Origin of the sequence: Pandoraea sp. SD6-2 (assembly GCF_000389825.1) — a bacterium.
GTDB classification, from domain to species: domain Bacteria; phylum Pseudomonadota; class Gammaproteobacteria; order Burkholderiales; family Burkholderiaceae; genus Pandoraea; species Pandoraea communis.
On record NZ_KB944454.1, the window covers coordinates 747,396 to 767,276 of the forward strand.

Below are 19,881 nucleotides of genomic sequence, written 5' to 3' on the forward strand. Positions count from 1 at the left end.
TCGCTCATGAATGCATTTGCGTGACGAATTTGGTGACCAGGTAGCCATCGAACGTCTCGGCCCCCCCTTCACTACCAAAGCCACTGGCTTTGATGCCGCCAAAGGGAATTTCCGCAGGTCCCATACCAAAATGGTTGATATTCACCATGCCGGCTTCCATCTCCCGGCTAATCTTGTGCGCGTACCGCGCGGAATCGGTGAACGCATACGAGGCAAGCCCGAAGGGCAGCCGGTTGGCTTCGGCCAGTGCTTCGTCAAGATCCTGAAACGGCACAATGCCGACCACCGGACCAAACGGCTCTTCATTCATCAGGCGGCTTTCCGGCGGCGGCGCCAAAACCACCGTCGGCTCGAAGAAGTGCCCCACGGCCTCGGGGGAACGTCCGCCGGTGGCCACCTCGGCGCCGTGCGCTTTTGCGTCCTCCACGAACTCGGTCATCGCTGTGACTCGTCGGCCGTGGGCAAGCGGCCCCATGGTGACCCCGTTCGAAAGCCCGTGACCGAGTTGAATCTTGCGCACCTCGTCGACATACCGGGAGACAAAGTCCGCGTACACGGCGCGCTGAACGAAGAAACGCGTCGGCGAGACGCAGACCTGTCCGGCATTGCGAAACTTGTAGGTCGCCAGCATGGTTGCGGCGCGCGCCACGTCGGCGTCTTCGCAGACGATGACCGGAGCGTGTCCGCCCAATTCCATCGTCATGCGTTTCATCTGGCCCGCCGCCAGCGCCGCCAGATGCCGCCCGACAGGCACCGACCCGGTGAACGAAATCTTGCGCACGATCGGGGATTCGATGAGCTGCGTCGAAACTTCGGACGGATCGCCCCAAACGATGTTGAGGCAACCATGGGGAAGCCCCGCGTCGTGGAAGGCATGTGCAAGCGCCACGATTGCGCTCGGAGATTCTTCAGGGCCTTTCAACACCAGCGTGCAGCCGGACGCCAATGCGGCTGCCACCTTCCGAAGCGCCTGATTGAACGGGAAGTTCCAGGGCGAGAATGCCGCGCATACGCCCACGGGTTCGCGTAGCACCGTCTGTTGTACGTCGGGATTGCGGGGCGGTACCACTCGACCGTAGATTCGCCGCCCTTCTTCGGCATGCCAGTCCAGATGCTCGGCCGACGAAAGCACTTCGGCAACGGCCTCGTGCAGTGGCTTCCCCTGGTCGAGCGTAATGCATCGGCCAATGTGATTGGCACGCTCCCGGATGAGTCGCGCGGCCTGGCGCAGGATGTCTGAACGCACCAAAGGCGATTCACGCTTCCATCTCGCAAATGCACTCTGGGCAGCGAGAATGGCATCGTCGATATCGGCGCGCTCCGCCAGCGGTAGCTCACCAATCACCGTCTCCATCGCCGGGTCGCACACGGGTAGCGACCGCCGCGAGCCAGCCCCGATGAATTTGCCGTCGATATAGAGAGACAGCGGCCCATAGGCGGTATCCGGCTCATATGGCAGCCCGAAGAACGTCTGTCCGCTCGGCGCCTGTGCTGGGGATTCATTCACTGCTAGTACCTCTCACCTTTGAAACGACCACTGACACGTTCCACGTAACGCTTCAAACCCTGGCATTCTTCCGACGTCGCCATCTCTCGGTGAAAAGGCCCTCACCTCGGCGCCTCGATGCGGCAACGTGGAAGAATTCGAACAGCGCTGGTTAGCGAGCCCGAGGTTCCAGGCCAATTTCCTGCTTGAGAATCTGGTTCTCCTGCCTGACGAGCAAATGTCGAACCTTGCCGCGGAACACCTTGAAACGCTCGTCCGCCATCAATTCGGCACGACGCTCGCTTCGCTGTTGCAGCGATTCGAACGGCCAAAAGTAGACGAGTTGATTCAGCGTCCCGACCTCGGTTGTGTAGCACCCGAGCATCTTTCCGAGAATCCGCTCCTGCGACTCGCGGCCAAACTCTGCGTAGAGACGCAGGTATTCGGCAGCACCGCCCGGGACTAATGTGTAAGTTCGTTGTTCAAGCAACATTTCCCAACTCCATCGACGGCGATCGCACCTGCGGGACAAACTCTCCGAATGCTTTGGAAAGTGCGGACAAATCGGACGGCTGGCACTGGCCCGCAACATAGCGGTCGGGACGCACGAGCGCGACGCGCTGACCGGAGGCCTCAAACCAATCGGCCAGTGCGTTATCGACATCCTCTACACACTCGGTACCGAACGCGCTGCAGACCCGTCCTTCCCTTGAAGTACCGCTGCGGGAACGTTGGACTTGCACGAATTTCACGCCCAGCGACGCCCACCATGCTCGCTCCTGAGGACTAAGGGCCGACTGCGGATCATGTCGCCACCCGACAATGGCGAACCAGGGGCCAAGCACGTCATCGAGCTTGCGGCGCACGCCGCCGGCCGTCTCAACGTCTGGTTGAACGATCATTTTTCCGAGCATCGGCGATTGCCCCGTGACCAGCACGCCGTCCGTGTATCGCGGCATAGGCTTGAAGCGCATCTGCAAAACGTAGTTCCGCAGACCGGGGGCAAACCTCGCGAGACTGAAGAAGCTATCGCGCAAGAAAGCGACCGAGCGGCTCGTCGGCATCAGCATCGCCCCGAAAGTGTCCGCCAGATCAATCATTGCGCGCGCATGGTCTCGGCGCTCGGTGTCGTATGTCCGCAGCGCGCCCGGCACCAGCCCCCCCTTGATGACGGCAGCGAGCTTCCAGGCGAGATTGCCAACGTCCCGCAGGCCGGCGTTCAGCCCCTGACCAATCCAGGGCGGTGTCAGGTGAGCCGCATCGCCAATCAGGGCAACGCGCCCCACCAGGAATCTGTCGGCCACGCGCGAGTGATGCGTGTAAGTCCGCGCCCGTACAATCTCCAGTCGCTCGACATCCTTGACATACGGCGCTAGCAAACGACGAATGGACGCCGGTTGGGCAATTTCGTTTTCGTCTTCGTGCGGGAAGACAAGAAACTCCCAACGGCGGTAGTTGAACGGCAGGTAGATGCAGACGTTCGGACGTCGCGGGTCACAATTGAGCGCGGTACAGGGTTGCTCAAGGTCAGCGTTCTTGACGTCCACCACCACCCATTTGATTGGGTGTGTTGTCCCTTCGAGCTTTACGCCGAGCATCTCCCGCATGGGGCTTCGACCGCCGTCGGCAGCGACGACGTAATCCGCCTCAAGCGAATACGTTGAGCCGTCGTCACGACTGACCGTGAGTTTCACACCGCTATCGTCCTGGGTGATCGCCGTGACTTCTTCACTTGTGCGAAGCGAGACGTGCGGATAGCGCGCGAGCCCCTCCCGCAACGTCTTTTCGGCCAGTTGCTGCATGAAGATGTTTCGACGCCACCACCCGAACTCCCGGACGGTCGGTCGAATGTCGGCGAAGCACTCGCCATTTGCCTTGTACATCCGCAGCGGCACGTTCTGAATCATGTCGCGTGCAAGCTCGTCGGCGAGTCCTGCCGTCTGGAAAAGACGAAGCGCCTCGTCGTCCATGCCGACCGCTCGCGGAAATTCAACGATGGCAGGCGTCTTCTCGATCACGACGGTGTCGATGCCGTACAGTCCGAGCATGTTCGCCATTGCCGCGCCGTTGGGACCCGCGCCAACAATAGCGACCGACGTTTTTTGAGATTTTCCTTCACTCACTTTTCAGTTCCCCTTGCGCCAAACGGGGTCGTCCAAACGGTCGAGCCAGTCGCCAAGCACTCGATTGAACACATCGAGTTGGTCGTCGTGGACGTAATGCGTCGCACCGGCGATGCGGGTCGCACAGAGGTTCGGGTTGACCAGCGCCATTTCGTTCAGCGTGGTCTCCGATAGGAAGTCCGAGTCCCCACCGCGTATGACCAGGGCTGGCACCTCCAGGGAGGTCACATACGGCCAGAGGTCCACCAACTGTGCCGGACTCGCATTGACCCGAGCGACGGCAATGCCCGCCGCGTCGTGCCGCCAGACAACCCGCCCGTCGTCGCCCGTCTTCAGGGAGTACCGCACCCGGGAGTCGAGTGCGGCTTCCGAGATGTTCGGTCGCTGGCGTCGCCAGAACGCCCGGGCAGCCTCCCAGGACGGGAAAGCATCGGGAGTCGCTTGCAGCTCGCGCTTGATTCGTTCGGAGCCTTGCGAACTCACGGACGCTCCCGGCCCCATGTCTTCAATGACAAGGCCGGCGAGCAGGTCGGGGCGTTCCCCGGCGTATACGAACGCGTTCGCACCGCCCATCGAGTGCCCGACAAGGACGAAGCGGGCCAGTCCGAGCGCGTCCACCATGGCTTTCAGGTCACGGACGTAAGCGCTGGTGTAGTAGTCTCGCTTCGGGTCCCAATCGCTCATCCCGCGCCCACGTTGGTCGAGTGCGATGACCCGGTAGCGGTCGGTCAGCGTAGCGACCACCGGCTCCCACGTGTGGGCATAACTGCGCAGGCCGTGAAGCATGACGATTGGCGGGGCATCCTCTGCCCCCCAACTGACATAGCGCAAGCGCAGGCCATCGCTCTCAAACCAGCCTTCCTTTGCAGGTAGCGTGTTCATGCTCGACTCGCTCGATCGTGCGATTAGACGAGACCGTCTTTGCCGGCGATCTCGCTGGCCTTGAGGCCACCAAGACGGGCATGCAAGCGGCCGCGCGTAGCGAAGGCGAAGATAACGAGCACTTCGTCTGCGTTCGGTGCGTCGGGGAAAAGGCACGTCACGGTGTCGTAATGCGAGCGCACATAGAGCGCGTCCTTGTGGGCCAGCGGAACATCAATGACCGTATTGATAGGGCCGCGCTTGCCGCTGGACGGAACCCACGACTTGCCGCCGCCCAAAGCTGCGCGAATCGGCTCGGCAAAAATCGACGTCAGGAACGCGTTGCCGTGTTCATACTCGCCGTCGGTGCCAACCAGACAGGCCTTGCCATAGCTTTCAATCTTGCGCCCGGCGGCCAGTTCCTCGATGCGACGCGCAAACTCGACACCCAGCGCCGGCGAAGGCTCCACCAGTGCATCGAGGTTCTGACTGAATCGACCCGCATACGGGTTATGCACCGCAGCGGCAATCACTATCTTGCGAAGCGGTTCGCCGTCGGCGAGTTCACCGGTCTCGTTGGCCAGTGAATCCTCAATTTGGGTGTACCACTTACGGATATGGAAGCCTTCGAAGTTGGCGGCTTTGCTCATGGGGAAATCTCCAGCGAATAGTGTTGGTATTTGTTGCCAGGCAGGTCTTCCTGCGGCGTGCCGAAGCCGTAGACGCAGGAGGACTGCAAGGGTGTCAATCGAAGATCGGCTCGAGTTGGGTGGGGTCGCTCGGCGCGTTGTACTCGTTCAGAACGCGCTTCCCTTCCTCGTCATCGGTGACCGTTTCACAGAAGAACTCGAGGCGGTTTCCATCCGGGTCGTTGAAGTACACGCCGATACCCACTTTGTGGTCGGTAATCTTGACGATGGGCACCTTGCGGCGAATGAGCATCCCGTACAGGCGGCGCAGCTCGCGAAGGTCACCGGCAATTTCCAATCCGTAGTGCTGCAGGCCGATGGTGCCGATCTCGGCGTCGGATACCGCACGAATCAGGGCAATGTCGTGGTGCTTCTGCCCGAACGACATGAATACCCATTGTTCCGCCTGAGCTGTCTGCGTCATGCCGAGCACGTCGGCATACCATTTCCCGGACTGGACAGGGTCGCGCACGAACAGCGAAAGGTGCGTGCGCTGAACACGCGGTTGGCGCATCGGCAGGTTGTTGATGTTCGCCAGGTCTGCGCGAAGCAGCGTCTCTTCAGGCAAGGTCATCACGGCGCGTCTCTCCGGTCAGTGAGTCGATTGGGCGTGAGCGACAAGGGGCGCCTCAAAGGGAGTCCAAGCAACCGCAGTGATTTCGCTGAAATCGCGCCACTCCTTCTCCCAGCGGCGCCCGCCATCACGCGAGCGGAACAAGTGTCCGTACTTGGTGCCGGCATAAATCAACTCGGGTTGCGCTGCGTTGACACCGATCGCCCAGAACGTGGAGTTCGGGGGCGACGCAAGCTCCATTTCCGACCACTCGTATCCACGGTCGGTCGAGCGATAGATTCGGGTTCTGCTCCCGGGCGTTCCGTCGCCCACCGCCATGAGCAGGTCGCCGTCAGGCTGTGCGAGCTGGGTGACGGTGCGCGTGTAGTACAAACCATCGAATCGGTCGCGAGAGAGTTTCCCGTCCCAGGTCACGCCATCGTCTTCGCTGACGTAGACAGCATTGACCGTCAGCAACAGCGTCGTCTTGGGTTGGTGTTGGGTCGCACTCAGCACCGTAATGGCGTGAATATCGCTGTTGCGAATCGCCGTGCCGGGACCATCCACGCGAACCCAGGACGCGCCAGCATCGCGGCTTCGCCAGGCGCCCCCCTCTTCGACGCCGAACCACACGTTGTTGGCGTCGTCGGGCTCGACACAGATGGTCAGCAGGCGTGGGCGGTTGACCCCTTCGCAGAACTCGGGAATCTCCGGCGGGAGCTTCTCCCAAGTTTGCCCGGCGTCAGTGGACTTGAAGATCCCCGCACGGGAAGGGGCGCCGGTGCCGGCGTACAGAACGCTGGAATCGTGCGGGTCGATGGCAATCGACCAGACCGTTTGCCCGTTGAGCGCATTCTCGGGGCGATGCCAGTGGGCACCGCCATCATCGCTGATGCACAGGCCGGCATCCGCACCGGCGTAAATCCGGGCGGGATTGCGCGGGTCCACCACAAGTGCGCGGACGATGCCGTCAAACTCGATGGATTCTTTCAGCCCCAGGCGATGCCAGGTCTTGCCGTCGTCGTTGGAACGCAGGATGCCTTGCCCTGCGGTGGCAACCAGTACGGTGGCGCTCATGTGGAATATCTCCTTGAATCAGATGAAAATGCCGCGCGTCAGACCACCATCGCAACCGATGGACTCGCCCGTAATCGAGCCCGACTTCGGCGAAGCAAGGAAGGCGACGATCCAGCCCATTTCCTCGGGCTGCAACACCCGGCGAATCGGCGTGACCTTGACGTAGTTGGCCTCGACTTCGGCAGCCGTCAGCCCTTGCTTTTGGGCTTCCTTCTCGTAAAGCTCGTGGATGTGCGGCGTCTCGACGACACCCGGGTGAATCGTGTTCACAGTGATACCGTGCGGACCCAGTTGGTCGGACAGCGTTTTCGTCAGGTGGACGATGGCGATGTTGCGCATGCCGGACAGTTGCTTGCTACCGCGACCGGTCAATCCGCCGATATTGATGATTCGACCGAAGCCGTTCTGACGCATGTAGGGAGCCGCGGCCTTAGCGCAACGCATGTAGCCGACCACTTTGATGTCGATGTCTTGCAGCAGCCCCTGCGGGTCGGCGTTCTCAAGCTCGGTGCGAACCAAACCACCCGGGTGGGCGGCACCGTTAAGCAAGATGTCGAGACGTCCGAATTGGGCGATGTGCGCGGCCATTGCCTTTTCGATAGACGCCATGTCGGTGGTATCGACGCTCTGCGGCAGAACCTGCCCAGCCGCGCTCCCCAGATCGGCGAGCGCTTCACGAATCTCGTTCGCGGCAATCTCGAGGTGCTCCATGCGCCGGGCGGCGATGGTGACGTTCACGCCTTCGCGGGCCAGTTCAAGGGCGACAGCCTTGCCGATGCCCATGCTGCCGCCCGTGATGAAGGCCGCCTTTCCGTTGAGTTCCAGGTTCATAGCTAAGTCGGATAAGTCAGGATTTCAGAGAGATGCCGAGCACTTCGATAGCGCTACGGAAGGCACATTTCGATGAGACTCGGGCCGTCGGTGTGGGCGAGCGCCTTTTCAATCGCGAGCACGAGCGCTTGCGTCGTCGCCACGCGCTGGGACGGCACGCCGTACCCTTTCGAAAGGGCCTGCCAATCGATGGCGGGGTCGTCCAGCAGCGTCAGGCGCTTCGAGTTCGGCGCGTCCGTGGGCAAACCGCTTCGGTTGAGCTCGGTTTGCAAGATGCCGTATCGCTTGTTCGACGTAATGAGCATCACGATCGGCAGCCGCTCTCTGGCCATCGTCCAAAGCGATTGAATCGTGTACTGAGCGCTGCCATCGGATTGCAACGCGAAGACGCGGCGCTCCGGGCAAGCCACTGCTGCACCGAGCGCCACCGGCAAGCCTTGGCCGATAGCACCACCGGTGTTGGTCAGGATGGTGTGACGCGCGGCACGTGCGCAGGCCGTCACGAACGGATAACCACACGTGCCACCTTCCACGGAAACGATGGCGTTTGCGGGAAGTGCGTTGGAGAGGATTCGGCCGACGGCCTGCGGCGTGAGGTCGCCATCGTCAATCTCCCAACGTTGCGCTGCGACACCGGCGACGAGGTGATGTCCAAGGTCCAGCTCGAGGGCGAGCGCCTCAAGGGCTTCATCGGCTGCCTCGCCGGGGGTGGCCAGCGTGACAATGTCGTCGGGCGCCGCCAGTTCGCTGGGGATGCCCTCGTAGCCAAAGTACGTGACGGGTGCGAGTGCGCCGGCGAGCACAACTTTGCGAGCGTCGAGCGCGGCGAGTGCGGGCTCGGGGAAATACGGCAGACGGTCGATGTCGGGGAGTCCGCCGCCGCGCTCCGTGCGCGCCGGAAACGTTTCGCTGTAGCAGCGCGCGCCTGTCGCCGCCGCGATGCGGGCTGCCGCCTCTTGTCCGCGTGCCGAAAGCGCCCGATCCCCCATCAGAATGACGGCAGGCGTGCCGCGTCGAAGCAGCGCAGCGACTTCAGAGACACGCGCCGGTTGAAAGCCTTTCACCGGGGTCTCGGATGCCTCAACTTGTTGTGAGGCATCGACACTCACTGCTTGCAGGTCGACAGGCAATACGAGTGTTGCAACACCACGAGTCCCGCCGCCGCCCATGGCAGCGGCAATCGCATCCAGGGTGTCTCGCGCCAGATCGCCCTGGTCAGCCACACTGCGATACCACACGGAAACGGGGCGGGCCAGCGACTCGATATCGGACGTCAGCGGCGCGTCGTACTTCACGTGTGCTCGCGTATGGTCACCAACGATGTTCAGAATCGGCGTACGTGCGCGCCGAGCGTTGTGCAAGTTCGCAATCCCATTCGCGTGCCCCGGCCCGAGATGCAGCAACGTCATCGCAGGCTTGCCGGCCATCCGGCCGTATCCGTCGGCGGCTCCCGTACAAACGCCCTCGAACAGCCCGAGGATGGGACGAACGCCGTCCACCATGTCCAACGCACCGACGAACGGCATTTCAGTGGTGCCAGGGTTTGCGAAACATACGTTGACACCAGCCGCTCGCGCGGCCCTCAACACCACACATGCACCGTTCTGTTGTCGAAAGTTCATTTCCGGGATTTCCACCAAAAAGCACACCTAGAAAAATTAGTTTTGTTTACTTTAATCCCAAATAAAGGGATTTGTAAAACAGAAAGTTATTTCCGCAGATGATCCCGGCGACACGAAGAAAGCTCAAAGCCCTTGATAGATGGGGCTTTACGGGCGGTAAGTGCGGGAGCTAGGGGTTTACACGATGCCGCGCTTGTGAGCGTGATTTCGCAGAGATGGGGCACCGATTCCGCAATTTGGGATTAACGTTCGTCCCCGGCATTCAAATCCGTCACCCGCCGCCCTCAGAACGAGAATCGCCGCACGGGGCCACCGAGCGGCGATTCAAGGATGAAGGTGACAGCGCACTGCGGTGCGCTTGCGATCAGGCGACGTGACCCGCCGGAGCCGGCATTTGCGGTGCTTGTCGCGCAACTAGGCGGAGCAGAAGTACCGTCCCCACCAGTAGTAATCCGGCGACAAGGGTGAGTCCGGCGTACGGTGTGCCGGTGCGCGCCATCATGCCGCCGACAAGCCACGAGCTAAAGGCGCCGCCAATGGACCCAAGCGAACTGATGATGGCGATGCCGGCCGCAGCGCTTCGACCGAACAGTTGGGCCGCAGGAATCGTCCAGTAGACGATGGGCACCGTGAAAATGCAGAGCTGAGCGATCGCCACAAGCACCACGGTCGCCGGAACATTTCCTGCGGCAAATCGGAGCAGGAACAGGCTAACGGCAGTCGCCAGCATGCACGCCGCGATGTGCCAACGCCGCTCCATTCGACGATCCGAGCTATAGGCGATAGCAAGATTGCCCACCATCGTGCAGACGGAGATAAGGCCCGACAACCATCCAATCGTCGCAACACTCGTCACCCCCGAGGACTTGAGAATGGTCGGGGCCCAGAAGGTGACGGCAACCATTCCCACATAAATGCAGAAATACACTGCGGCCAACCCGAGAATGCGCCGATTCCGGAGGATTTCCATGAGGCTGATACCGCTGTGCCCAATCACCGCCTTGCTTTGCGTTGCCCTCAAATCGCGCTCAAGCACCGCACGGTCGGCGTCCGTCAGCCACCGGGCTTTCCCCGGGCCGTCGCTCAACATGAAGGGAGCAAGCAAGCCGAGCGAGATGGCCGGGGTTCCCTCGATCAGGAACAACCATTGCCATCCCCGCAGCCCGAGATACTCGTGCATCTGGCTCATGATCAAGCCGGATAGCGGCCCGCCTGTCATGCCTGCAACGGGCACCGCCAGCATGAGCACGCTATTGATACGCGCTCGCATGTGGTCGGGAAACCAATACGAGAGATACAGAATCAAGCCGGGAAAGAATCCCGCTTCCGCCGCCCCCAGCAGGAATCGCAGGAAGTAAAGCGACCACGCGCCGGTGACGAACATCTGGGCCACCGTGCAGGCCCCCCACAAAACCATGATGCGAAGCAGTGTTTTCCTCGCGCCGATACGCGCGAGAAGCAGGTTGCTTGGCAACTCGAAGGCCGCGTAACTGATGAAGAAGATGCCTGTCGCCGCGCCGAAGACGGCTTCGCTCAGTCCAAGGTCTTGAAGGAACTGAAGCTTCGCGAACCCGATGTTCACCCGGTCGATGAAGTTCAGTACGTAGCAGAGAAACAGGAACGGGATGGTGCGCAACGCGACCTTACGATAGACGTGCGCCGAAGACGAGTGGGACATGTTGCTCTCCTATCACCACCCCGAATATCGGGATGAAGACCATTAATATTTGCAAATTCATGGTCTATTTTTTCTCAAAATCCCGCAACAAGGGATTTGTAGGTAGTTAACCTAAGATAGAAAGCGACGTTGAGGAGGCGGTGCCAGACGCACGGCATCAGCCACTCCGGGGAAATGCAGAGAGGAGGCGGTGCGACTCGGCATGCGAAAAAATCGGAACAATACCCCCGATTCAAGGGGGTAATCAGCCGGTTCGCAACGCGAAAAAAAAGCCGGGACGTTGATGACGTCTCCGGCCTTATGCGGCAAGTGTATCCAGGAAGCATTGCCCGCTTCTTCGCGGGCAATTTCGATGTCGAAAGATGCGCTTCTATTTTTTTGAGCGGCGACGCACTCGCGCCCGGGCGACTTACTCCACCGTCACCGATTTAGCGAGGTTGCGGGGCTTGTCGACATCGGTGCCGCGCGCGCAGGCGGTGTGATAGGCGAGCAGTTGCAGCGGCACGACGTGCAGAATCGGCGAAAGCTGACCGTAATGCTCCGGCATGCGGATCACATGAATGCCATCGGCGTTTGCAATCTCCGTGTCGGCGTCGGCAAACACGTACAACTGGCCGCCACGCGCACGCACTTCCTGCATGTTCGATTTCAGCTTCTCGACCAGCGCGTCGCGCGGCGCGACCGTCACCACCGGCATCTCTTCCGTCACCAGCGCAAGCGGGCCGTGCTTCAGTTCGCCCGCCGGATAGGCCTCGGCGTGGATGTACGAGATTTCCTTGAGCTTGAGCGCGCCCTCGAGCGCGATCGGGTAGTGCAGACCACGTCCCAGGAACAGCGCATTCTCGCGACGGGCAAACTCCTCCGCCCACGCGATGATCTGCGGCTCCAGCGCCAGCACGCTGTGCAGCGCCGCCGGGAGGTGGCGCAACTGCGTCAGGTACTCGGCTTCCTGCGCCGGCGTCAAACGTCCGCGCAGTTTCGCCATGGTCAGCGTCAGCAGAAACAACGCCGTCAACTGCGTCGTGAACGCTTTCGTCGACGCCACGCCGATTTCCGTGCCGGCACGCGTCAGGTAATGCAACGCCGTCTGACGCACCATCGCACTGGTGCCCACGTTGCAGATCGCGAGCGTGTTTGTCATGCCCAGCGATTGGGCGTGCTGTAGCGCCGCCATCGTATCGGCCGTCTCGCCCGACTGCGAAATCGTGACCACCAACGTTCTCGGATTCGGCACGCTGTCGCGATAGCGGTACTCGCTTGCCACTTCCACCTGCGTCGGGATCTGCGCCAGCGATTCCAGCCAATACTTGGCCGTCATGCCCGAGTAGTAGCTCGTGCCGCACGCCAGAATCAGGATCGAGTCGACGTTGCTCAGCACCGCTTCCGCCGTCTCGCCGAAAAGCGTCGGGGAAATGCCTTCCACGCCTTCCATCGTGTCGCCGATCGCTCGCGGCTGCTCGAAGATTTCCTTCTGCATGTAGTGACGATACGGACCCAGTTCCACCGCGCCCGTGTACGCCTGCACCGTGCGAACCTCGCGCTCGACGATCTCATGGTTGCGATCCATGATCGTCACGCCCTCCAGCGTGAGTTCGACGACGTCGCCCTCCTCCAGATAGATGAACTGATCCGTCGTGCCCGCGAGCGCCAGTGCATCGGAGGCGAGGAAGTTCTCGCCCTCACCCACGCCCACGACCAGCGGCGACCCCGCACGCGCGCCAATCACCCGGTGCGGCTCCTGCTTACGGAAGACGGCGATGGCGTAGGCACCATGCAGACGGCGCGTTGCCAGACGCACAGCGTGATACAGATCGCTCGCTGCACCGTTCGTCAGAATGTGATGAATCAGGTGTGCGATAACTTCGGTGTCTGTCTGCGACACGAAGTCGTAGCCCAGGCCACGAAGCTCCTCACGCAGGCTTTCATGATTCTCGATGATGCCGTTGTGGACCAGCGCCACTTCGTCGCGCGAGAAGATCGGATGCGCATTGTTCGTGACCGGTGCGCCGTGCGTCGCCCAACGGGTGTGGGCAATGCCCGTCTCGCCGCTCAGGTGCGTTTGCGCAAGCTGCTCGTCGAGATCGGCCACACGCGACACGCTGCGCGCGCGCTGAGGCACGCCGTCCTTCAGCACGGCTACGCCGCACGAGTCATAGCCGCGGTATTCCAGACGACGCAGACCTTCCACCAACACCGGTACTACATTACGTCGCGCCACCGCGCCGACAATGCCGCACATATTCGCTTCCCTTTATGCCAGAGAGCCCTGGCTCATTCGATCGGATTCGATCCGTTTTGACTTTGCCAGCGCACGCTCTACCTCGTGCACCGGCCCATATTCCTCAATTTTACTGCTTCTGCTTGCGCGGACGGACGTAACCCATCTTCGCTTCCTGCGTCTTGCCGTTGAGCACCAGCGCGTCTTCCGGCGTGTCCTTCCACACGGTGGTTCCAGCGGCAATCGTCGTGCCGCGACGCACGGTCACCGGCGCCACGAGTTGCGTGTCCGAACCGATGAAGACGTCGTCCTCGATCACGGTGCGATGCTTGTTCGCGCCGTCGTAATTGCACGTGATGGTGCCCGCGCCGATATTCACGCGCGCTCCCACTGTCGAGTCGCCCACGTAGGCCAGATGGTTGGCCTTCGAACCCCTGGCAAGCGACGCGTTCTTCACTTCCACGAAGTTACCGATGTGCACCTCATCGGCCAGATCGGCCCCCGGGCGCAGGCGGGCATACGGCCCGATGTGCGCATCGGCGCCGACCACGGCGCCATCCAGATGACTGAACGCCTCGATGCGCGTGCCCGGACCGATGGTGCTGTTACGAATCACGCAGTTCGCACCGATGGTCGCGCCGTCGCCAATCGTCACATGGCCTTCGAATACGCAATTCACATCGATAGCGACATCGGTGCCGCACACGATCTCGCCGCGCAGGTCGAAGCGAGCCGGATCGATCAGGGTGACGCCCGCCACGAGCAATGCGCGCGCCGCGTTGCGCTGATAGTCGCGCTCCAGCTCGGCAAGCTGCACTTTGTCGTTCACACCGTTGGGCTCCCACGCGAACGCCGGTTGCGTGGTGACGACCGGCACGCCGTCGGCCACCGCGCAGGCAATCACGTCCGTCAGGTAGTACTCGCCCTGCGCATTCTGATTCTTCAAGCCGCTCAACCAGCCTTTGAGCGCACGCGTGGGTGCCACCACGATGCCGGTGTTGATCTCGCGAATGGCCAATTCGGCCTCGTTGGCGTCCTTCTGTTCAACGATGCGCAGCACGTTGCCGGCCGCGTCGCGCACGATCCGGCCGTAACCCGTCGGGTTCTCCAGATCGACGGTAAGCACGCCCAGCTTGTCGTTGCCTGCGGCGTCGAGCAACGCCTGCAACGTCTCGGGGCGCGTGAGCGGCACATCGCCGTAAAGCACCAGCGTCGGCACCGACTCGTCGAGCAGCGGCGCTGCCTGCTGCACCGCGTGCCCCGTGCCCAACTGTTGCGCCTGCTCCGCGAAGCGCACGCCATCGCCGGCAACTGCCTCGCGCACGGCGTCGCCACCATGCCCGATCACCACGATGAGTTGGCCCGGCGTGAGCTTGCGTGCGGTCGCAATCACATGCGACAAGAGCGGCCGGCCGGCCAGCGGTTGAAGCACCTTCGGCAGCTTCGAGCGCATGCGCTTACCCATGCCGGCGGCGAGAATCACAATATTCATGGCGTCGTGACGATTCGAGAGTCGGAGTTTCGGTATCTTGCGACCCGCCGGATAGGTTGGCAGGGCCGCGTCAAGGAATGAACCAGCGAGCGACGAGAATCTCGCTCAGTCGTCGAATTGCGTGATGCGAATGATGCCGGCGTCGTTTTCATCGCCGCACGGTGCCTCGTCGAACGCTATATCGCCGAGCGGATCGGGCTGCCCCGTTGCGCGCAGATTCTTGAAGTCGTGAAGGTTCGTATCCATCAGGTGTGAGGGAATCACATTCGACAGTGCGCTGAAAATCGACTTGATGCGCCCCGGATGCTGCTTCTCCCACTGGCGGATCAGCGCCTTCATCTCGGCGCGCTTCAGGTTCGGCTGGCTGCCGCACAGCGTGCACGGAATGATCGGGAATTGCTTGTACTCGGCGTAACGCTCCAGATCCGATTCGCGCACATACGCGAGCGGGCGGATCACGACGTTCTTGCCGTCGTCCGATTGCAGCTTCGGTGGCATGCCCTTGAGCTTGCCACCGTAGAACAGGTTCAGGAAGACGGTCTCGATGATGTCGTCGCGATGGTGGCCCAGCGCGACCTTGGTCGCACCGAGTTCGCCGGCCACGCGATAAAGAATGCCGCGGCGCAGGCGCGAGCACAGCGAGCAGGTCGTCTTGCCCTCAGGCACCACGCGCTTGACGATGGAATACGTATCCTGATTCTCGATGTGGAAATCCACGCCGATGGAACGGAAGTAATCGGGCAGCACATGCTCCGGGAAACCCGGCTGCTTCTGGTCGAGATTGACCGCGACGATCGAGAAGTCGATCGGGGCGCGCTCGCGCAACTTGAGCAGGATATCGAGCATGGCGTAGCTGTCCTTGCCACCGGACATGCACACCATCACACGGTCGCCTTGCTCGATCATGTTGTAGTCGCCGATGGCCTGCCCCGTCAGACGGAACAGCCGCTTCTCGAGCTTATTGTTCTCGAACGCGAGCTTCTGCGCTTTCTTCACACTGTCGGCGGCAACGTTTGCACTCGCGGCCAGTGGCGCGCCGGTCTCGGGCATGACGGCACTCATGTCAGGCATCCTTCATCTTGAAAACTTCGATGCCCACCGAGTGGCAATCGGGGTACACGTCGGGCTTCTCGGTCGACACGCCCACGGCACGCACGCGCGGATGCGCCAGCAGCGCACTCGCGACGTCGTCGCACAGGGTTTCCTGCAAATGGATGTGGCCCTGCCCCACGCGCTTGGCAATCGTCTCGCGCATGAAGTCGTAGTCGACAACCTCGTCGAGCTTGTCGGCCACGGGGGTGCTCTCGGCGAGCGGCACGAACAGTTGCACGTTGATCAGCACGCGCTGTTCGCCCCGCTTCTCGTAATCGTGCACGCCGATGTTGATGAACACCTCATAGTCGCGCAGAAACATGCGACGGCAGTCCATCAGGCGAGGGTGGGAAAGAGCGCTATGCATTTTGAAAACTCGTAATGACAATCAACGAGACCGGTCGGCATCGGCCGGCTCGGTCAGAAATTTCACGTCGCGCGACGAACTCGCGAGATGCTGCCCGCCGTCGACATACAGCACCGTGCCTGTCACCGCAGGGGCTTCGGCCAGATACGCCACGGCCTGCGCAATGTCCTCCGGTGTCGACGACGCGCCCAGTGGCGTCGACGCATGTGCCGCCGCGAAGCCCCCGGGGGTCTGATCGACCGACAGCAGCGTGACGCCCGGCGCAACGCCGACCACGCGCAAACGCGGGGCGAAGGCCTGCGCCAGCAAGGTCGTCGCCACATCCAGCGCCGCCTTCGACAGCGTGTACGACAAGTAATCGGGGTTCGGATTCGCCAGCTTCTGATCGAGCAGGTTGACGACAACACCGCGTTGCGTCTCGCCCAGTGCGGCGTGCATTTCACGCGCGAGCACCAGCGGTGCGCCCGCATTCACGCGCATGTGGCGCTCCAGCGCCTGATAGCCGAAATCGTCGGCGCTATCGTACTCGAAGCGCGACGCATTGTTGACGAGGCAGGCAGGCACACCAAGCGCTTCGATACAGCGAGCGATGAGACCGGCTGTGGCAGCTTCATCGGCAAGCGACGCCTGCAACGCCACCGCCCGGCGCCCCAACGCCTCGATGGCCGCGACGGTCTCCAACGCCTCATTGTGCGAACGCTCGTAGTGAACGGCAACGTCCCACCCCGTGGCAGCAAGCCGCAACGCAATCGCGCGCCCGATCCGGCGCGCGCCGCCCGTCACGAGCGCCACGCGCGGCACAACGCGCGCGCTGGCGGCGTCGCTAGCGGCAGGCGAGGGGCGTGGCGTCGATGCAACGGTCATACGGCAGATTCCGGTCAGTGGGCAAGCAAGCAGACGAACTTCGGGCGGCAGGCAGGCTAGGCCCGGCACCGGGCGTGATGGCTCGCGATAGCCTCGCAAGTCGCCCGAACAAAGGGCACATATTGCAAAAACTGGCGAAAACCATGCGAAAACGGTCAAAAACTGACAAAAACCGGCGGAATTTTCGCCGATATCGCCCGCAGACGCGCTTTCACATCTCAAGCAGCCAGTCCGCACCGTCTCCGTTACAATGCCCGCATGAATCAGGCCGCACCGAAACCGCATAGTTTACCCGTTCCGGAGCCGGACGCGCTCGAACACTCGCGCCGTCTCACGGCTCATCTCGCCGACGCCATTGACGCAGCCGGCGGCTGGCTGCCCTTCGATCGCTTCATGGAACTGGCCTTGTACGCACCCGGCCTCGGTTACTACGCCGCCGGCGCCGCCAAATTCGGGCGTCTCGCCGCCGACGGCAGCGACTTCGTTACCGCACCGGAACTCACGCCGCTCTTCGCCCGCACGCTCGCGCGTCAACTCGGCGAGATCTTAGAACAGACGGGCGACGCACAGGTGCTGGAATTCGGCGCAGGGTCGGGACGTCTGGCCGCCGATCTGTTGCTCGCCCTCGAAGCCGAAGGCACGCCCTGCGAGACGTACTCGATCATGGAACTCTCCGGCGAGCTGCGCGCACGCCAGCGCGAGACCATCGCCAACGCTGCGCCGCATCTTCTCGCGCGTGTCACGTGGCTCGATCAGTTGCCCGACGCCTTTCGCGGCGTCATGCTCGGCAACGAAGTGCTCGATGCCATGCCGGTTCACCTGTGGGCGCGCCGTCCGGACGAGACAGGACAGCCCATCTGGTTCGAGCGCGGCGTGGTGCGCACGCCGGCGGGTTTCGGGTGGGAAGAACGTCTGTACACCGGTCCGTTGCCGGAAGCGCTCGGTGCACTGGCCGATCTGCCGCCGACACAGGAGTATCTGACGGAAACGCACGAAGCCGCATCCGCCTTCGTGCGCAGCGTGGCGCCGCTGCTCGCGCGCGGCGTGTTGCTGCTCATCGACTACGGATTCCCGGCGCGGGAGTATTATCATCCGCAACGCGCTCACGGCACGTTGATGTGTCACTATCGACACCACGCGCACGACGATCCGTTTTATTACCCGGGCTTGCAGGACATCACCGCGCACGTGGACTTTTCAGGGATCGCCGATGCCGGCGTCGATGCCGGGCTCGATCTGCTGGGCTTCACGTCGCAGGCGCGATTCCTGATGAACGCGGGCATCATCGACTTGATGAGCGCGCTCGATCCGACCGATCCGAAGACGTTCCTGCCCGCAACGGCGGCCGCACAGAAATTGCTGTCCGAGGCCGAGATGGGCGAACTCTTCAAAGTCATCGCCTTCGGACGCGGGATGGACGAGTGGGCTGGGCTGATCGGCTTCGCCACCGGCGACCGCAGCCACGCGCTCTAACGTCTTCCCTTCACACGAGGCCACGCCGATGTTCCGCTGGATGTTTACGATCTTCATCGCGATCTGCATCCTCTCGGCAGCTTCGCCGTGGCTCACCAAACTCGGCATCGGCCGATTGCCCGGTGACCTGCGTTTGCGCTGGCGAGGTCGCGAAATGCTCTTTCCGTTCGCCTCCACCGTCGTGCTCTCTCTCGTCTTCAATCTCCTGATTCGATTGCTGTAAGTCCGGCGGCGGGCGCAACACCTGTTGCAGCACCCGCCAGCCGCTTCCCGTCGTCTCTCCCTGCCTGATTCCCCCATGCATCCGCGGCCTCTCGCAAGACTGGCGCGGCGGCTCGCTCGCTACCACCGCCCCTTTGCCCAAACCCATACCATCGCTAGGGTTAACGACCATTTGATCATTTGTTGCAAAAAAATTACCATGAAACAAATGATTCAATCATGAATCACGGGTGAGACCATTTTCAGGAGCAGGGCATGATCAAGATGCGATTGACCGGGGTAATGTTGGGCGTAGCGATGTGTGTGGCGGCAGGCGCGGCACAGGCTCAGCCCGCATCGGAGACGCTGCAAAAGATCGAGAGCAGCGGCGTGATCTCCATCGGGCATCGCGAGTCGTCGATTCCGTTCTCGTACTACGACAACAACCACAACGTCATCGGCTACTCGCAGGATCTGTGCAACAAGATCGTCGACGTGGTGAAGACCCGTCTGAAGAAGCCCGATCTGCAAGTGCGCTTCATCCCCGTCACTTCGCAGAACCGTATTGCGCTCGTGCAGAACGGCACGGTCGATATCGAGTGCGGCGTGACGACGAACCTAAAAGCGCGTCAGGCGCAGGTCAACTTCTCGAATACGTTCTTCGTCGCGGGCACGCGGCTGCTGGTGAACAAGAATTCGGGCATCAAGGACTTTCCTGATCTCGCGGGCAAGCCTGTCGTAACCAATGCGGGCACGACGTCGGAGCGCATCCTCAACAAGATGAACAACGACAAGAAGATGAACATGAGCGTGATTTCGGGCAAGGACTACGGCGAATCGTTCACCATGCTCCAGGGCGGCCGTGTTCAGGCGTTCATGATGGACGATGTGCTGCTCGCGGGCTCGCGCACGATGGGCCGCAATCCGGACGACTGGGTCGTGACGGGAACGCCGCAGTCGTTCGAGGCTTACGGCTTCATGATGAAGCACGGCGATTCGGAGTTCAAAAAGCTCGTCGACGACACGCTGGCGGGCGTAATGAAGAGTGGCGAGATCAACACGATGTACAAGAAGTGGTTCGAATCGCCGGTGCCGCCGAAGAACACCAGCTTCAACTTCCCGATGAGCGAACAGCTCAAGCAGCTCTACGCGAACCCGAACGACAAAGCGTTCGAATAAGTCTTGCCGATCGTGTGCAAGGGCGCGCGTTCTCGCTGACTGCAAATCCGTAATTCTCGCGTCAGGGGCAACATC

General features: G+C 61.8%; 18 protein-coding genes. 3 read left to right on the plus strand and 15 right to left on the minus strand.

Features of this window, described 5'->3' with window-relative positions:
- Positions 1-4: 4 nt before the first annotated feature.
- The 15 genes from C266_RS19785 to C266_RS19855 form a co-directional block, all read right to left on the minus strand.
- The gene (locus tag C266_RS19785; RefSeq protein WP_036663875.1) at positions 5-1,459 is read right to left on the minus strand and encodes an NAD-dependent succinate-semialdehyde dehydrogenase; all 1,455 of its coding nucleotides are present in this window, start codon (positions 1,457-1,459) and stop codon (positions 5-7) included.
- Between the two features lie 199 nt (positions 1,460-1,658).
- Positions 1,659-1,979, minus strand: a complete 321-nt coding sequence (locus tag C266_RS19790; protein ID WP_010805509.1) for an NIPSNAP family protein — start codon at positions 1,977-1,979, stop codon at positions 1,659-1,661.
- On the minus strand, positions 1,969-3,609 hold the full coding sequence (locus C266_RS19795; protein ID WP_036663479.1) for a bifunctional 3-(3-hydroxy-phenyl)propionate/3-hydroxycinnamic acid hydroxylase: 1,641 nt from the start codon (positions 3,607-3,609) through the stop codon (positions 1,969-1,971). Before C266_RS19795 ends, C266_RS19790 begins: the two co-directional genes overlap by 11 nt.
- Before the next feature lie 3 nt (positions 3,610-3,612).
- Positions 3,613-4,491: an alpha/beta fold hydrolase gene (locus tag C266_RS19800; RefSeq protein ID WP_010805511.1), complete on the minus strand. Its 879-nt coding sequence runs from the start codon at positions 4,489-4,491 to the stop codon at positions 3,613-3,615.
- Between the two features lie 23 nt (positions 4,492-4,514).
- Positions 4,515-5,120, minus strand: coding sequence for an amino acid synthesis family protein (locus tag C266_RS19805; protein WP_010805512.1), 606 nt, complete (start codon positions 5,118-5,120; stop codon positions 4,515-4,517).
- Positions 5,121-5,214: 94 nt separating this feature from the next.
- The gene (locus C266_RS19810; protein WP_010805513.1) at positions 5,215-5,733 is read right to left on the minus strand and encodes a VOC family protein; all 519 of its coding nucleotides are present in this window, start codon (positions 5,731-5,733) and stop codon (positions 5,215-5,217) included.
- A gap of 18 nt (positions 5,734-5,751) precedes the next feature.
- Positions 5,752-6,789: a sialidase family protein gene (locus C266_RS19815; protein WP_010805514.1), complete on the minus strand. Its 1,038-nt coding sequence runs from the start codon at positions 6,787-6,789 to the stop codon at positions 5,752-5,754.
- Between the two features lie 18 nt (positions 6,790-6,807).
- Complete coding sequence (locus tag C266_RS19820; protein WP_010805515.1) at positions 6,808-7,620, minus strand: SDR family NAD(P)-dependent oxidoreductase; 813 nt, start codon at positions 7,618-7,620, stop codon at positions 6,808-6,810.
- Positions 7,621-7,673: 53 nt separating this feature from the next.
- Entirely contained in the window at positions 7,674-9,242 is a 1,569-nt protein-coding gene (locus C266_RS19825) for an acetolactate synthase large subunit (RefSeq protein ID WP_036663481.1), read from the minus strand.
- A 364-nt stretch (positions 9,243-9,606) separates the two neighbouring features.
- Entirely contained in the window at positions 9,607-10,920 is a 1,314-nt protein-coding gene (locus C266_RS19830) for an MFS transporter (RefSeq protein WP_010805517.1), read from the minus strand.
- A 409-nt stretch (positions 10,921-11,329) separates the two neighbouring features.
- Positions 11,330-13,159, minus strand: a complete 1,830-nt coding sequence (gene glmS, locus C266_RS19835; protein WP_010805518.1) for a glutamine--fructose-6-phosphate transaminase (isomerizing) — start codon at positions 13,157-13,159, stop codon at positions 11,330-11,332.
- A gap of 109 nt (positions 13,160-13,268) precedes the next feature.
- Complete coding sequence (gene glmU / locus C266_RS19840; RefSeq protein WP_010805519.1) at positions 13,269-14,630, minus strand: bifunctional UDP-N-acetylglucosamine diphosphorylase/glucosamine-1-phosphate N-acetyltransferase GlmU; 1,362 nt, start codon at positions 14,628-14,630, stop codon at positions 13,269-13,271.
- A 105-nt stretch (positions 14,631-14,735) separates the two neighbouring features.
- Positions 14,736-15,680: a tRNA 2-thiocytidine(32) synthetase TtcA gene (gene ttcA, locus C266_RS19845; RefSeq protein WP_144265901.1), complete on the minus strand. Its 945-nt coding sequence runs from the start codon at positions 15,678-15,680 to the stop codon at positions 14,736-14,738.
- 13 nt (positions 15,681-15,693) lie between these two features.
- On the minus strand, positions 15,694-16,089 hold the full coding sequence (locus C266_RS19850) for a dihydroneopterin aldolase (RefSeq protein WP_010805521.1): 396 nt from the start codon (positions 16,087-16,089) through the stop codon (positions 15,694-15,696).
- 21 nt (positions 16,090-16,110) lie between these two features.
- Entirely contained in the window at positions 16,111-16,953 is an 843-nt protein-coding gene (locus C266_RS19855; protein WP_010805522.1) for an SDR family oxidoreductase, read from the minus strand.
- A 258-nt stretch (positions 16,954-17,211) separates the two neighbouring features.
- Between C266_RS19855 and C266_RS19860 the strand changes: the two genes are divergently transcribed.
- From C266_RS19860 to C266_RS19870, 3 genes are all read left to right on the plus strand, one after another.
- Positions 17,212-18,426 (plus strand): class I SAM-dependent methyltransferase, encoded by a 1,215-nt coding sequence (locus C266_RS19860; protein ID WP_010805523.1) that lies wholly within the window; start codon positions 17,212-17,214, stop codon positions 18,424-18,426.
- A 28-nt stretch (positions 18,427-18,454) separates the two neighbouring features.
- Positions 18,455-18,649, plus strand: a complete 195-nt coding sequence (locus C266_RS19865) for a DUF2905 domain-containing protein (RefSeq protein ID WP_010805524.1) — start codon at positions 18,455-18,457, stop codon at positions 18,647-18,649.
- Between the two features lie 254 nt (positions 18,650-18,903).
- Positions 18,904-19,806 (plus strand): glutamate/aspartate ABC transporter substrate-binding protein, encoded by a 903-nt coding sequence (locus C266_RS19870; RefSeq protein WP_010805525.1) that lies wholly within the window; start codon positions 18,904-18,906, stop codon positions 19,804-19,806.
- Positions 19,807-19,881 lie beyond the last annotated feature (75 nt).

What these genes read in the sequence shown, in the direction of transcription:
- C266_RS19850 (WP_010805521.1), bottom strand. Translation starts at nt 16,089, where the DNA reads ATGCATAGCGCTCTTTCCCACCCTCGCCTGATGGACTGCCGTCGCATG.
- C266_RS19825 (WP_036663481.1), bottom strand. Translation starts at nt 9,242, where the DNA reads ATGAACTTTCGACAACAGAACGGTGCATGTGTGGTGTTGAGGGCCGCG.
- C266_RS19830 (WP_010805517.1), bottom strand. Translation starts at nt 10,920, where the DNA reads ATGTCCCACTCGTCTTCGGCGCACGTCTATCGTAAGGTCGCGTTGCGC.
- ttcA (WP_144265901.1), bottom strand. Translation starts at nt 15,680, where the DNA reads ATGCCCGAGACCGGCGCGCCACTGGCCGCGAGTGCAAACGTTGCCGCC.
- glmS (WP_010805518.1), bottom strand. Translation starts at nt 13,159, where the DNA reads ATGTGCGGCATTGTCGGCGCGGTGGCGCGACGTAATGTAGTACCGGTG.
- C266_RS19855 (WP_010805522.1), bottom strand. Translation starts at nt 16,953, where the DNA reads ATGACCGTTGCATCGACGCCACGCCCCTCGCCTGCCGCTAGCGACGCC.
- C266_RS19805 (WP_010805512.1), bottom strand. Translation starts at nt 5,120, where the DNA reads ATGAGCAAAGCCGCCAACTTCGAAGGCTTCCATATCCGTAAGTGGTAC.
- C266_RS19800 (WP_010805511.1), bottom strand. Translation starts at nt 4,491, where the DNA reads ATGAACACGCTACCTGCAAAGGAAGGCTGGTTTGAGAGCGATGGCCTG.
- glmU (WP_010805519.1), bottom strand. Translation starts at nt 14,630, where the DNA reads ATGAATATTGTGATTCTCGCCGCCGGCATGGGTAAGCGCATGCGCTCG.
- C266_RS19790 (WP_010805509.1), bottom strand. Translation starts at nt 1,979, where the DNA reads ATGTTGCTTGAACAACGAACTTACACATTAGTCCCGGGCGGTGCTGCC.
- C266_RS19815 (WP_010805514.1), bottom strand. Translation starts at nt 6,789, where the DNA reads ATGAGCGCCACCGTACTGGTTGCCACCGCAGGGCAAGGCATCCTGCGT.
- C266_RS19810 (WP_010805513.1), bottom strand. Translation starts at nt 5,733, where the DNA reads ATGACCTTGCCTGAAGAGACGCTGCTTCGCGCAGACCTGGCGAACATC.
- C266_RS19865 (WP_010805524.1), top strand. Translation starts at nt 18,455, where the DNA reads ATGTTCCGCTGGATGTTTACGATCTTCATCGCGATCTGCATCCTCTCG.
- C266_RS19860 (WP_010805523.1), top strand. Translation starts at nt 17,212, where the DNA reads ATGAATCAGGCCGCACCGAAACCGCATAGTTTACCCGTTCCGGAGCCG.
- C266_RS19870 (WP_010805525.1), top strand. Translation starts at nt 18,904, where the DNA reads ATGATCAAGATGCGATTGACCGGGGTAATGTTGGGCGTAGCGATGTGT.
- C266_RS19820 (WP_010805515.1), bottom strand. Translation starts at nt 7,620, where the DNA reads ATGAACCTGGAACTCAACGGAAAGGCGGCCTTCATCACGGGCGGCAGC.